At 46.0% G+C, this 13,885-nt stretch carries 11 protein-coding genes; 7 read left to right on the forward strand and 4 right to left on the reverse strand.

The features are described 5' to 3' along the window. Positions 1 to 2,090 (forward strand): TonB-dependent receptor (locus F7D47_RS14735; protein ID WP_194252615.1); only part of this gene is annotated, 2,090 nt, incomplete at its 5' end. An 82-nt stretch (positions 2,091 to 2,172) separates the two neighbouring features. Here F7D47_RS14735 and F7D47_RS06920 read toward each other — a convergent pair. After that, positions 2,173 to 3,045, reverse strand: a complete 873-nt coding sequence (locus F7D47_RS06920; protein WP_153086243.1) for a tetratricopeptide repeat protein — start codon at positions 3,043 to 3,045, stop codon at positions 2,173 to 2,175. 619 nt (positions 3,046 to 3,664) lie between these two features. On the opposite strand from F7D47_RS06920, the gene F7D47_RS15035 reads away from it, so the two are divergent. Next, entirely contained in the window at positions 3,665 to 3,787 is a 123-nt protein-coding gene (locus F7D47_RS15035) for a hypothetical protein (protein ID WP_254974904.1), read from the forward strand. A gap of 109 nt (positions 3,788 to 3,896) precedes the next feature. Here the strand turns inward: F7D47_RS15035 and F7D47_RS06925 are convergent, their stop codons facing one another. Beyond that, positions 3,897 to 4,208 carry a hypothetical protein gene (locus tag F7D47_RS06925; RefSeq protein WP_153086244.1) on the reverse strand — a complete coding sequence of 104 codons (312 nt, stop codon included), beginning with the start codon at positions 4,206 to 4,208 and terminating at the stop codon, positions 3,897 to 3,899. Between the two features lie 197 nt (positions 4,209 to 4,405). Here F7D47_RS06925 and F7D47_RS06930 point away from each other — a divergent pair, with 197 nt between their 5' ends. The 5 genes from F7D47_RS06930 to F7D47_RS06950 all read left to right on the forward strand — a co-directional run bounded on the left by F7D47_RS06930 (position 4,406) and on the right by F7D47_RS06950 (position 10,623). After that, positions 4,406 to 4,780: a hypothetical protein gene (locus tag F7D47_RS06930; RefSeq protein ID WP_153086245.1), complete on the forward strand. Its 375-nt coding sequence runs from the start codon at positions 4,406 to 4,408 to the stop codon at positions 4,778 to 4,780. Positions 4,781 to 4,811: 31 nt separating this feature from the next. After that, a complete protein-coding gene (locus F7D47_RS06935) occupies positions 4,812 to 7,031 on the forward strand; it encodes a TonB-dependent receptor (RefSeq protein ID WP_153086246.1) in 2,220 nt (739 codons plus the stop codon). A 176-nt stretch (positions 7,032 to 7,207) separates the two neighbouring features. After that, complete coding sequence (locus F7D47_RS06940; protein ID WP_153086247.1) at positions 7,208 to 8,572, forward strand: sigma-54-dependent transcriptional regulator; 1,365 nt, start codon at positions 7,208 to 7,210, stop codon at positions 8,570 to 8,572. Next, positions 8,562 to 9,752 (forward strand): sensor histidine kinase, encoded by a 1,191-nt coding sequence (locus F7D47_RS06945; protein ID WP_118152687.1) that lies wholly within the window; start codon positions 8,562 to 8,564, stop codon positions 9,750 to 9,752. Before F7D47_RS06940 ends, F7D47_RS06945 begins: the two co-directional genes overlap by 11 nt. Before the next feature lie 79 nt (positions 9,753 to 9,831). After that, positions 9,832 to 10,623, forward strand: a complete 792-nt coding sequence (locus tag F7D47_RS06950; RefSeq protein WP_153086248.1) for a Fic family protein — start codon at positions 9,832 to 9,834, stop codon at positions 10,621 to 10,623. Between the two features lie 38 nt (positions 10,624 to 10,661). Here F7D47_RS06950 and F7D47_RS06955 read toward each other — a convergent pair whose 3' ends face one another. Both F7D47_RS06955 and F7D47_RS06960 read right to left on the reverse strand, forming a co-directional pair. Next, entirely contained in the window at positions 10,662 to 11,342 is a 681-nt protein-coding gene (locus tag F7D47_RS06955) for an ABC transporter ATP-binding protein (protein WP_119229881.1), read from the reverse strand. Between the two features lie 74 nt (positions 11,343 to 11,416). Next, positions 11,417 to 13,819 carry an ABC transporter permease gene (locus F7D47_RS06960; protein WP_153086249.1) on the reverse strand — a complete coding sequence of 801 codons (2,403 nt, stop codon included), beginning with the start codon at positions 13,817 to 13,819 and terminating at the stop codon, positions 11,417 to 11,419. Positions 13,820 to 13,885 lie beyond the last annotated feature (66 nt).

The raw sequence follows: 13,885 nt of genomic DNA on the forward strand, positions 1-13,885 counted from the left end.
AGACGATTTGCAAGCTGGTACCTATTGCCCGCATCGGAAATGTGAGGATGCAGGCAAATTCATACCTGTTGAAAGGGGTGACCGTTGAAGCCGCAAGGGTTGTAGAAAAAGTAGATAGACAAATCATCTTCCCTACAAAAGAGCAGGTGAAAACGGCTTCCAATGGTTATGATCTGTTGGACAACTTGTCTTTGCCTACCATTATCGTAAATCGAGCAGAACGCAAAGTTCTGTCATTAAAGGGCGGAGATGTGCAAATACGCATCAACGATGTCAAGGCTAGCATGCAAGATGTATTGGCTTTGCAGCCGGATGAAGTTACAAAGGTGGAATTCATCAATGTTCCAGGACTCAAATATGGAGACAGCAATCTGGATGCAGTCATCAACTACCAGGTCCGCCGACGCTATGCCGGTTATGTGGGTGGAGTTTCTACGATGCAAGGCACCAAGGCTGGTTTCAATAATAGCGACGGTTATTTCAAATACAATGTGAAGAAATCGGAATTCAGCATCAACTACAGTTTCTCCTATCGCTCGGTAGAGGAACGAAGCTATGAGAGTCTCGGTACTTATCATCTGCCCACAGGAGAAACTCTACATCGCAATTATTTAGGTTATGATTCTCCGTTCCTATACACCACCAATAATGTACAGTTGGGTTATAATCTTAGTGAGCCAGACAAATATACATTGAATGTACGGTTGAATTTCTACAATCACAACAGTCCTGTGAGAGGCATGAACCAGCTTTATCAGGAAAGCGGCAAGGCAAATCAATATCTGCAAAACAACAGAAAAATGCTGGAGCAGATTCCATCTCTGGACATTTATTATTCGCTCAACATGCCCCATGACCAGAACCTGGCTCTGAACCTGGTGGGTACTTACATCGGCACAGATTACCAGTATCGTATGAGGGAATATACGTTCAACAAATCGCCGGATGAATCTGTAAAGAACGCTCCGCTGACCGATTACAGTTATGATGCAACTGGTAGAAAGCGCTCTCTTATTGGTGAAGGAACATACAGCAAGAACTGGAAACAGATGGCTTTATCGGTAGGTGGACAATATAATATCAGCCACACAGATAACATCTATGTGGGAAGCAGTAATGCTGATACGGAATTGAAGTACAGCAATCTCTATCTTTTCACCCAGCTACAGGGACAGCAGAAGTGGTTCAGTTATCAGGTGGGAGTTGGTGCAACCAGGTCTTCCATCCATCAGGGGGAGAACGGATACAGCAAATGGCTGTTTCGACCACAGGTAACTTTACAGGCAAAGGCTAGCGACCGTCTGAGTTTTAAATGGAGCAGCAAAATCACGTCAGACATCCCAAGCCTTTCCGACTTGAGCGAGTTGCGCCAATATTCCAACAGCTTTGAGGCGCGTGACGGCAATAGCGGTCTGAAGCCATTTACCGGCTACAACAATACATTGTCGGCTTCCTGGAACATTCCGCTGATGTCTGTGTACCTGGAGGGAAACTGGACGTATTACGACAAGCCTATAGCTACTTCTATCTTGCCCGAAAAGCGGGAGGATGGCTCTTATCTCTTTGTGAGCAAACCGGAGAATCAGAAGAATCATGATTACAAGCACCTGCTGTTGACTCCTGAAGTTCACCTCATCAAGGATCATCTGGATTTGAACCTTATGTGCGAGTATCAGAATGTCAAGACAAAGGGTTTGGATTATTCCCACGAGTTCAATTACTTCAGTTATGGAGCAGAGATTCGATACATGACGGGTAATTGGAACATTGGCTATGGTGCCTATAAGGTGGAAAAGAGTTTTTGGGGAGAAAAGACAAACGGCGGAGAGCCAACCTCCAATCTTGCCGTAACCTACAGTTATAAGAACTGGCAGTTTGGCGTTCTCGGATTATTCGTATTCTATCCTCATGGCTGCGTGTATAAGGATGAACTTTTCAACAAGTATGTGCAGCAGAAGAACAAGGTACGCCTTGCTGACCAGGGCAACATGCTTGTCTTTACTGCCAGCTTCAACTTCAGCCATGGCCGCAGATACCATACAGACAGCCGTAAGCTGAACAATAGCGATAGAGATAATGGTATCAGATAGAACGACGACTTGTAGTTATAAAAAATAATCTTTCTAACTGGGAAAATATTTTTTTCCAGTTAGAAAGATGAAATTCTATTATTCAGTATTCGTTATGGAAAACCTTATAGGGGTCCATCTGCTGCATTTTTTCCTTTATTTTCTGCTCTATTCCCTCTGATGGTTCCGGAATTTCGGCACCCATTTCCTTGGCTGCAGCCTCATCCTCGGCAGCACCGGCACTATCACCCAGACTTCTGCGAACCTCGCTGCGCTCGCGATACGCATCAATAGAGAAAGGATTTACATCCATCACCTTACCGTAGGTCTGTTCAGCCTCCTCCATCTTTCCCTGCGCCTTCTCTACACGAGCCTTCAGCAACAGCACATCCTCGTTGCCCGGAATATGCTCATAGAGGAAAGTTGCATCGAGTTCTGCCTCGGAAAGCTGAGCCTGATCCAACAGGATGCTGCCACGAAGCAATCGGGCGGCATAGAAATCCTCACGCTTGCCTATCGCCTCAGTCAGCATCGACACGGCACGGATGGGTTCGCCCAATCCCCGGCAAGCCTTGGCATAATAGAGATAGGTCTGCAGATTCGATGTGTCCAGGTGAAGAGCCTTATCGCATACCTCCGACATGGCAGTATAGTTCTCCATCATATACGCCACATCCGCCATACGCAGCAACACCGCCACATTGTCGGTCTGGGCTTCCGAGAGAATCTGCAACTGCTCATAGGCTTTCTGCAGATCACCCATAGAGATGTAAGCCTGCGAGAGATAGTCACGGCATTCCAAATCTTCGGCATTCAACTGCAGAGCGTGTTCCAAAGACTTGGCTGCATGGTCAAATTGATGCATGCGGAGAGCACAAACACCATCATATTTCATCATGTCGAAGTCTTTTTCCTTCTCCTGTTTCACTTCCTCAGGAGTCTTTTGGCCACCAAATAGCTTTTTAAATATGTTCATAATCCAACTATTTTTTTAGGTTTTGAATTGTTTGTTGTTGAAATCGTATCAAACGACAGGGCAAAAATACGAATAAAATCCCGAAAAACGCCCCTTTTTTGGAAGAAATATTTTCTTTTTTCTGATTTTGGAAGATTGGAACGAGCTAACTGGAACGCCATTTCCATGCATTAACTATCTGATAATAAGCCTTCTAGAAAAAGAGGAAGCGTTCCCGTTCCAGTTGTTCCAATTATTTTTTCAACATATCCCTCCTACCCTTATTTTTATATATATATTTATATTATATATATATAATTAATTAATAATCAATATATTATATAATATAAAGAAGTAAAGAGAAAGGACAATCGAAAGATATAAACCCACTCAAAATTAATTGGAACAACTGGAACAATTGGAACGCAGCCAACCGGAGCAAGCTAATTGGAGCGCAGCCCCCAGGAAAATCCCCTTTTCTCTAGAAGGCAAGCCCAATCCATTTGCTTTTCACCTCAGGAACAGAAAATCATAGGAAAAACATTAATTTTCCTTAAACAATCCGCTTTCTAGGATTATTTCAAAGTATAGTTAGAAATATTTTCGTATTTTTGAAAAGTATACTTTAAAATATTTCTGTATGGACAAGCAAATTATCAAAAATATCATCATCGAGAAGCAAATAGCCATCCCGAACTACAAACTGGTTCACCGAGATTTCCTTTTCGGCGACAAGTCGAATTATATTCTCGTAGGCATCTAAATTTCTGAAAGCCTTTCCAGGCTATCACGGCTACATCATCACCCGTGATTACCAGACCCCAATAATGGCAGATGGTTATACGATAGAGGTAGTACCTATCTGGAAATGGCTACTGCAAAACAACTAGAGCTTTTCTATCTTGATTCTTGCCACCCCCATCTCGTTCAGCGCCGTGATGATTTCCTGCAGGCTTGCCCTGCATCAGGGTAATAATCGGAGAGAAAGGAAAAACTTTCCTTTTAAAAAAGAAATAATTGCCGTTTTCTTTCCCTTTTAAAAGGAAATTTTGTATCTTTGCAACCGAAAGTCCCTTGGAAAAGTGGCAGAACAGAGTAAAAAGTCCCTTGAAAAACGTGCATGAATTCAAGAAAAGTCCCTTGAAAAACGTGCACAGCATAAAGGGCAACACATCATAAATCATTAGAAAACAGATGTTTAAACGAAAAACCGAGAAATATCTCAAAGAATGGAAAAGTGATGAGCACAAACACTCATTCTTCCCCTCTACATGGCTTTTCTGCTGAAAAACAAATAATCTTCGTTAAAATATCGGAATCCTAAGAATAATCCCGACAGAAATGATTAATTTTGCAAACAAAAACAGAATACTGTAGATAAATGCAGAGGATAACGCATAAGAGAATCAGAATTTCCTGGCTGCTGCTATTGGTTTACCTGCCGATGCTGCTGGCCGTTACGTTTCACCACCATGGTGAAGCGCAGGGAACTCATGCTGATTTCTATTGTGCCGATTGTGCCCATCATGTTCATCATGACAGCCATCTGACTGCCCTGCAGAATACCATGCACGACTGTGTGCTTTGCCAATTGCAAAGCACTCCTTATCTGGCTCCATCCCTCGTGGTTTGGGTTGCCATCGCCGTGCTCAATCTCTCCCCTCGCCGTGCCTTCTGCTCTCCTTGCCTGTGCAGGGCGAAGGGGGTAAAATCTACCCGTGCTCCACCTTATTCTCTATTTTTTATAAATAATTGAATATTAACAGAATAAGGTAACAAATAACATAATGAGAACAATATTGAAAGCAATATTGCTGATGAGTCTGTGTTCATCGGCAACAGCCCCTGCTATGGCTATAAACAGAGCAAATCATGATAAGAAGGAAGCAAACATTCATGAAGAAGAGGCAAACGATTCTACCATACACCAGCCGCTGACGGAATCGAGCGTGAAACTGAACGAAGTGGTGGTAACAGGCTTAACGGGCAGCCAAAAGCTGAAGCAATCGCCCGCACCCATCTCCTTCGTCTCTGCCCGCCAGCTCGAAATGCAGCCTTCTACCAACATCATCGACGCCATCGCCCACCAGCCAGGCGTTTCGCAGATTACCACGGGAAGCGGAATTTCAAAGCCCGTGATCCGTGGCCTGGGCTATAACCGCGTGGTAGTGGTAAACGACGGAATCAGACAGGAAGGACAGCAATGGGGCGATGAACACGGAATAGAAATCGACCCCGCTTCGGTTCATTCCGTAGAGATTCTGAAAGGTCCGGCAAGTCTCATGTATGGATCGGATGCGATGGCAGGCGTCCTCATCTTCCACTCCGCTCCTACCCTTGCCAAGGGCGACATGAGAACAAATTTCTCAACGGGTTATCAAACCAACAACGGACTTTTTGATTATTCGCTCAACTTTGCCGGCAACCAGGGCGGATTTGTATGGAACACCCGCTACAGCGGAAAGATGGCGCATGCCTACAAGAATAAATACGATGGTTATGTATTCGGTTCATCACTCAGAGAGCAGGCATTCTCACAGCTTCTAGGCTGGAACTACCGCCAGGGGCATTCGCATCTCACACTCGATTATTATCATCTCACTCCGGGCATCGTAGAAGGAGAAAGAGATGAGAAAACGGGCGAACTGAAAATTCCGGAAGGCTACGATGCCAAGAGTTACGGCAAGCCGATGCCTTATCAGCAGATTCATCATTACAAGGCTGTGCTTGATAATTCCTGGTTCCTGGGCGACGGCAATCTGAAGTTCCTCCTGGGTTATCAGCAGAACCGCCGTCAGGAGTTTGAGGAGGAAGAGAATCCGAAGGAATGCGGACTCGATTTCATGCTCCATACCATGAATTACGACCTGCATTATCTCTCGCCGGAAATGAATGGCTGGAAGTTCTCTACGGGCATCAACGGCATGTGGCAGCAGTCGATTAATAAAGGTTCTGAATTTCTGATTCCAGCCTATCATCTCTTCGATTATGGTGTATTTGCCACGGTGAGCAAGGAGATAGGCAAACTGAACCTGAGCGGCGGCATCAGATACGATCATCGCCATCTGCACAGCGAGGCTTTGAGAGAAGAGGATGATGCAGAATCGCATCGTTCTGAATCGAATGATTCTTTCCGCTTCCAGGCCTTTAAGCGCAGCTTTGAAGGAGTAACCGGAAGCATCGGATTGGCTTACGAAATCCTGCCCGATTTCAATCTGAAGCTGAACCTGGCAAGAGGATTCCGTGCTCCAAACATCAGCGAATTATCATCGAATGGTGTGCACGAGGGAACCCAGCGATACGAATTGGGAAATACCGGTTTGAAGCCTGAGAACAGCTGGCAATTCGACCTTGGTCTGGATTATTCTTCGCCTATCATTTCGGCAGAGCTCTCGCTGTTTGCCAATCGCATCAACCATTACATCTATAGCGAGAAGTTGGCAGATGAGAACAATCAGCCTGTCCTCATCGACGACACGCCAGCCTATCAGTTTACTTCGGGCGACGCCCGCATTCTGGGTGGTGAGGCGAGCATCGACATCCACCCTGTGGAGCATCTGCATATCGGCAATACCTTCTCGTATGTCAACTCGGTTCAGTTGCATCAGCCATCCGAATCAAAGTATCTGCCATTCACCCCAGCCCCTCGCTGGGTTTCGGATGTAAGGTATGAGTTTGTCTGCGACGGCAAGACTTTCGACCATCTCTTCGTAAAGCTGCAGATGGATTGCAATCTCCGCCAGAACCATTATTTCGCAGCCAACAAGACGGAGACCGCCACGCCATCCTATACCTTATTAAATATGTATGCCGGAACTGACGTGAAGCTTCATGGCAAGCGCCTTCTCTCGCTCTATCTTTCGGGCGAGAACCTTACCAACCGTGCTTACCAGAACCACCTGAGCCGTCTGAAGTATCTTGACGTAAACCAGGTTACAGGCAGAAGAGGCGTTTACAACATGGGCCGCAACTTCAGCATAAAGATAGTGGTTCCGATAGAGCTGTAACTCCCCTTTTAGGATAAGCAATTCCTCATCAGGAATCAGAATTTTGAATAAACAAGTGCCGATAAGGATGCCAAAAGCTGCCGGAAAAGCAACTTTTGGCGTCATTATCGGCATTTTTTCGTCTAATTATTAGACAATCATTACCACTTTTCTATGATATTTCGTAACTTTGCACCATGATTAAGAAACAAGGAACGATATTGATTGTTGATGACAACCGCAACATTCTTACTACGGTAAGGATGCTGCTGGAACCCATATTCGATGGCATCATCACCATCGCCAACCCTAACTCCATCCCAGCCAAGCTGAGAGAGGAGCATCCCGACGTGGTGCTGCTCGACATGAACTTCTCCAGCGGAATCAATTCGGGAAACGAGGGATTGTACTGGCTCAGGGAAATCAAGAGCCTCAGCCCGAAAACCGAAGTGGTGCTCTTTACCGCCTACGCCGACATCCAACTTGCCGTAACAGGCATCAAGGAAGGTGCCGCCGACTTCATCGTGAAGCCTTTTGAAAACGAGAAGATGATACGTACGCTGGTAGAGGCTAGGGATAAGAACAGGGCTGTGGATAACGTTATCAACAGGAATAGTGGAAAACCTGGTGGAAAAGATGCGCAAAGCGCTATGTATTGGGGAGATAGCGAAGTTATGAACAATTTGAGAAGTATCGTGGAAAAGGTTGCTGCAACCGATGCAAACATCCTCATTACGGGCGAAAACGGAACAGGTAAAGAGGTGTTAGCCAACGAGATACATCGTTTATCCACAAGATGTGGGAAAAAGATGCTGCCTGTGGATATGGGAGCCATTACGGAAACCCTTTTCGAGAGCGAACTTTTCGGTCATGTAAAGGGTGCCTTTACCGATGCCAAGGTGGATAAACCGGGCAAGTTTGAGCTTGCCGACGGCAGCACCATCTTCCTGGATGAGATAGGAAACCTATCCTACGGTCTTCAGGCAAAACTCCTTACCGCCCTGCAACGCAGAAGCATCGTAAGAGTGGGCGGAAGCACGCAGATTCCCATCAACGTACGACTGGTTTGCGCCACCAACCGCAACCTGCAGCAGATGGTAAACGATGGCGAATTCAGAGAGGATCTGCTCTATCGCATCAATACCATCCATCTGGAATTGCCTGCCCTGAGACAGAGAAAATCAGACATCGTTCCGCTGGCAGAAAGATTCCTCCATCAATATGGCGATTTATATAATAAGTTGAATCTCAGTTTTTCGGAAGAGGCTGAGAAAAAACTTACCAGTTTGCCATGGTACGGAAACATCCGTGAACTCCAGCACGCCATCGAGAAAGCCGTGATTCTGTCTGATGGCGGAATGATTTCTGCCGAAGATATTGACGGCGGAAACCAGCAGAGAAAAGAGAAGCCCCTGGAAGAGGTTCAGACGCTCGACGAGATGGAAAGCCGAATGATAGAGAAAACCATTAGGGAATGTGAAGGAAATCTGTCGGTGGTAGCCGCAAGACTGGGCATTTCCCGCCAGACGCTTTATAATAAGATTAAGCGATATGGATTATAAACTAATTATAATTATCGTGCTTTTGCTCGTGGCTGTAGTGGGTTGCATTCGCCTCTACCGCCACTATCGCCGTAACATCAAGAAGGTAACCTTCCTTTTTGATGCAATAGATAATGGGGATTTCTCCTTCAGTTTTCCTACGGAGAAGAGGTTTAAGGAAGATAATATTCTACACCAGTCCCTCAACCGCATCAAGCTCTTCCTGCAGCATACGAGAGAGGAGCAGATGGATCGGGAGAAATATTACGAGCAGATTCTGAATGCGGTGGATACGGGCATCCTGGTGGTGGATAGTCACGACAACATCCTGCAGCACAACCAGGCTGCCCTCCGGTTGCTCGATACGGATGTGCTTACCCACATGAACCAGGTAAAAGGAAAGCTGAAGGATGAACACCTGGCAAAGCATGAGACCCAAGCCATGCTGAAAGACAAGCACGTGCGCATCATCGCCCTGAGCGACGTGAGCCACGAGCTGAGCAATCAGGAGGTGGATTCTTGGATCAAGCTGATTCGAGTGCTGACCCATGAAATCATGAATACCATCACGCCGGTTACTTCGTTGAGCGAGACTCTGCTTACCCGGGTTACAGAGGATAAAGACCTGAAGCAAGGCTTGGAAACCATCCACAAAACAGGAACCGAACTGTTGGCTTTCGTCAACAACTATCGCCGTTTCACCCATGTTCCCCAGCCTCAGCCTGCTCTTTTCTATGTGGAACCCTTCCTGGAAAGAATGGCGCTGCTCTGCAACCACGAAGTCGAGATAGAAGTTTCTCCCAAGGATTTGCTAGTTTACGCCGATGAGAGCCTCCTCTCTCACGTAGTAACAAATCTTCTGAAGAATGCCGTAGAAGCTTTCAGGGAAAAGGAAAGAGAAGACAAGCAGGAATGCCGCTCCGCGGATTTGCAATCCGCGGCAAGCAAGAAGGCATTTATCCGTCTCCATGCCTACGCCAATGCCCAGGAATCCATCATCATCGACGTGAGCAACAATGCCGGTCTCATCCCCGAAGATGTAGCCTCCCATATTTTCATCCCGTTCTTCACCACGAAGCCGGAAGGAAGCGGAATCGGTCTCTCCCTCTCCCGCCAAATCATGCGAGTAAGCGGCGGCAGCCTCTCGCTCCATCAGGACAAGGCGCAGGGAATCACCACCTTCCGCATCATCATCCCATAACATAAGCACATTTTTTGAGAGAAAAGTTTGGTGCTTATCCATAAAAATCGTATCTTTGTCCCCACAAATACAGAAGATTATGGCATTCGAAAAGGAAATCAAGGAATACGAGGATTTGAGACGCAAATATCAAACCCTTATCATCAATAAAATGGATAGAGAAGAGTACATCAAATATAACGAAGTACTCTTCTCTACCCATTCGTGCGCCATTGAAGGCAACTCTTTCTCCGTAGATGATACCCGGGAGCTGAAGGAGAAAGGATTAGGGATGATCCCTGCCGGAAAGACTCTTTTCGAGGCTTTCGAAATGCTTGACCACTTCGAAGCCTTTGAGTACATGATGCAAAACACGCAGCATCCACTCGACGAGAATTTTCTGAAAGAAATCAACAGACGGGTTACTAGCCACACGCTTTCCTACCGTTCTCCAGAAGCCATTCCAGGCGAATACACCACCACAGACATGGCAGCAGGCGATACGGTATTTGGCGACCACGAAGAACTCATCGCCAGAGTTCCCAAGCTGTTGGAATCTACCGAAAAAGCCACCGTTTCGGCAGTCGTTCATCCCATGATTCTTGCCGCCCGCTTCCATGGCTTCTACGAATATCTTCATCCGTTCCGTGATGGGAATGGAAGAACAGGACGACTCATCAGCAACTACATTCTCTTAAGATTGAATCATCCTCTCCTCATCATCCCATCCGAAGCCCGACAGGAATACATTTCTGCCCTCCGTATGATTCGTACGGAAGCAACCGACGAGCACCTCATCCGCTTCTTCTTCAAGATGGCAATACAGAGAATGGAAGAAGAGCTGAAGCAGAAAGAGACCAACACCAAGCGATTTATGACATTCCTCTTCTAATGAAGCATAGCGTCATACGCTCAGAAGTGACAGAAGCACTAAAGCTGATTGCCCTCTGCCTCCACAATCTGTCCATCAAACAGGCGGATGGTACGATGGGCTATCTTGGCATCATGCTCATTATGTGTTACCATGACGATGGTGGTGCCCTCGTGGTTCAGCTCGGTAAGCAGATGCATTACCTCGGCTCCATTCTTGGAATCGAGGTTACCCGTAGGCTCATCGGCAAGGATGAGCTTGGGACCGAAGACCACAGCACGGGCGATGGCTACTCGCTGCTGCTGACCACCAGAAAGCTGGTGAGGGAAATGCTTGGCACGATGACTGATGGCCATTCGCTTCATAATTGCCTGCACCTTTGCCTTGCGCTCTGCCTTCGGAATGTTGAGGTAGGTAAGAGGAAGCTCGATGTTCTCCTCTACATTCAATTCATCTATCAGGTTGAAGCTCTGGAACACAAATCCGATTTCTCCCTTTCTCACATCCGTGCGCTCCTTTTCCTTCAGGTTTGCCACCTCGTGATTACCCAGGAAATATTTTCCCGAAGTTGGGTTGTCGAGCAAACCGAGAATGTTGAGCAAGGTGGATTTGCCACAACCTGATGGTCCCATAATGGCGACAAACTCGCCGTCTTCTACTGTGAAAGATACATTATTTAAAGCAATCGTCTCCACATCTTCTGTGCGGAATGACTTGCAAAGATTCTCTACTTTTATCATTTCTTCTAATGTTTAATGTTTAATTTGGGCATACGCCCTTAAATCTGTGTCATCTGTGAAAATCTGTGGGAGACTTATTCATCCTTGAGATACTTCACAGGATTACTATTCGCCACCTTGTAGCAGTTGATGACGACGGAAAGCCCGATGATGACGAGCAAGATGATGGTAACGCCGATAAACAACAGAGGCGTCATCGTAATCTTCTCGCTGAACGACATCAGCCATTGTCTGGCTATCAGCCAAGCCCCCAAGTCGCCCACGATGATGCAAGGCAAGGCAATCTTCATAATGTCCTTCAGGAAGATGCGAAGAATATCCTTCACCTTCGCCCCGTTCACCTTTCTTATCGCTATCTCCTTGCGGCGGCGATTAACCTCATCTGTCGTATAACCCACCAATCCGAACAGGGCAATAATCATCGTCACGATGCCTGCTACAAGGATTCCGTTGCGGAAATGGAGCTGGGAAGCATACTGTGCCTTGAACTCAGACTCATAGTCGAGTACCTCCACTTTGTTGTTTGGATACATCAATTGCACCTTATCTCTTAGGTCTGCCAAAGCCTCTTCTGTCAAGTCATTGTACTTGACGAGCATATAAGAAGCAGGAGTGGCTGAATAAAAATAAACAAATGAAGCAGATCTTGAATCTGCATTTTCCGTGCTGACCGTACCATACTTCACATCATTGACCACACCACAGATTGTCATCGTTTCATTTTCGTTGCAATGTGCGGAAATCCACACTCTCTTGCCTACAGCACCGTCTTTCCAATGCCCCAACTTCGTCAACTTCTTCGCTAAAGTCTCGTCGATAATCACTTGACGACTACTATCCGTTCGCTCCGTGAAGAAAGACCCTTGTACAAACTTTATGCTCATAAGGTCAAAGTAATTGTCATCAACGCCCTGCGTGTCATGGATAATCATTCGAGTACGATCATCCCCTGGCAAAGTCAAATTATTTCCATTTACACTCCAGTTTTGCAGTGGCACACAATAGGTAGATGCCACTTGCTTAACATTCGGCAAATGCTTGAATTCCGACAAGCATTGCATTCGTTGGTCTGGCTTGATTCCCTCTACATAAACGATTGCCACATCCTTGTAATCATAACCAGGATTCAGATTCACCATTTTATTATATTGACTATTGACCACAAAGAGCAAGCTGAACAACAAGCCAGAGATAACGAACTGAATACCGAGCAAGGCGAGCTTCCAACGATTACGATTCTCGCTATATCCACGGAATGCAATCGCCACTGGAATTTTATTGTAGAGCCATCCCGGCACCAAGCCGCCAACCAAAAGCACAAGGACGCAAATGGCAACCAATATCCAACTGCCACGATTAAACAACAATGTACTTACAGGAGCAGAAAGGAAATTCTCTATCGTTCCCTTGCAAAGGAAGACGAGGATAGCAGCCAATATCACCGACAACCCAACATGCACCAAAGCCTCGGAGAAGATAATCGCATGGATGTTCTTCGGCTCTGCACCATAGCACTTGCGCACCGCCATCTCACGAGAACGAGACACAAGGTTGCCCACGATGATGAGCAGATAGTTCATCACGGAGGTAAAGAGTAGCACAAAAGCGATGATTCCCATAATCCACCCCATCATCTTGATGTAAGAATTTTGGGTATATACTTTGCTAAGAACCGTAAAATCATAATCCAAAGATATTCCTGATTGTTTCCATTCCTTCAAAGGGAAATGGTCTTTCCTCATCTTGTCAACGTATGGACGAAGTTCGCTCGCTTGACATCCTTTAGCCAATCGGATATAGGAGCTATAACAGTCGTTGCCTAACCAATTATTTCTTCCATCATACCCCAAAACTTCCCCGATACTGCTTAGCGACAAAAGAACTTGCTCGTCATGTAGAGAAGCACCCCAAGGAAAGCTCTCGAACACACCACCTATCGTGAAAGTGATGCCGGGATGTTTTGGCATTATAAAATGCTTGCCTACCACATTGCCACCAATCTTTGCAGCCATCTTGGAATCTATCATACAATAGAGCGGACGAGAGAGGACATCCTTTGCTTTGCCCACTAATATCTTTTGTGGGAACATATCAAAGAAGCAACTATCTGCCAGTAATATATTGGCAGAAATGGATTTTTGGTTTTCCAAGTTGCATTGGTTTTCTCCAATATCTACCACTCGTGTTGCAGCCTCCACCATAGGAGCATATTGCTTGATGCCTGGGGCTGTGGCTCCTGATGTTGCAAAATAGGAAAAAGGGGTCTGCCCCTCTGCGTCACTTCCCATCGTTCCCACTTCTGAAATCTGATACGTCCTATCCCATCCTGGAAAGTACGTATCGTAAGTCTGCTCGAAATAGATCTCGGCAATAATTACCGAACTGATTGCCAATCCGAGCGCCAGGCACAAGATCTTCACAAAGTTGTGCTGGCCCCTTCGAGGCAGATTCTTGAATGCGTTAATAATATGATTCATATCTATATCCTGTTTCAAGGGCGTTTGCCCAATTTATCACTAATCACTACTAATTAATCATTACTA

It is taken from the genome of Segatella copri (assembly GCF_009494835.1).
In the GTDB taxonomy this organism is placed as follows: Bacteria; Bacteroidota; Bacteroidia; order Bacteroidales; family Bacteroidaceae; genus Prevotella; species Prevotella copri_F.

What these genes read in the sequence shown, in the direction of transcription:
- F7D47_RS06945 (WP_118152687.1), top strand. Translation starts at nt 8,562, where the DNA reads ATGGATTATAAACTAATTATAATTATCGTGCTTTTGCTCGTGGCTGTA.
- F7D47_RS15035 (WP_254974904.1), top strand. Translation starts at nt 3,665, where the DNA reads ATGGACAAGCAAATTATCAAAAATATCATCATCGAGAAGCAAATAGCC.
- F7D47_RS06960 (WP_153086249.1), bottom strand. Translation starts at nt 13,819, where the DNA reads ATGAATCATATTATTAACGCATTCAAGAATCTGCCTCGAAGGGGCCAG.
- F7D47_RS06935 (WP_153086246.1), top strand. Translation starts at nt 4,812, where the DNA reads ATGAGAACAATATTGAAAGCAATATTGCTGATGAGTCTGTGTTCATCG.
- F7D47_RS06955 (WP_119229881.1), bottom strand. Translation starts at nt 11,342, where the DNA reads ATGATAAAAGTAGAGAATCTTTGCAAGTCATTCCGCACAGAAGATGTG.
- F7D47_RS06920 (WP_153086243.1), bottom strand. Translation starts at nt 3,045, where the DNA reads ATGAACATATTTAAAAAGCTATTTGGTGGCCAAAAGACTCCTGAGGAA.
- F7D47_RS06925 (WP_153086244.1), bottom strand. Translation starts at nt 4,208, where the DNA reads ATGATTTATGATGTGTTGCCCTTTATGCTGTGCACGTTTTTCAAGGGA.
- F7D47_RS06930 (WP_153086245.1), top strand. Translation starts at nt 4,406, where the DNA reads ATGCAGAGGATAACGCATAAGAGAATCAGAATTTCCTGGCTGCTGCTA.
- F7D47_RS06940 (WP_153086247.1), top strand. Translation starts at nt 7,208, where the DNA reads ATGATTAAGAAACAAGGAACGATATTGATTGTTGATGACAACCGCAAC.
- F7D47_RS06950 (WP_153086248.1), top strand. Translation starts at nt 9,832, where the DNA reads ATGGCATTCGAAAAGGAAATCAAGGAATACGAGGATTTGAGACGCAAA.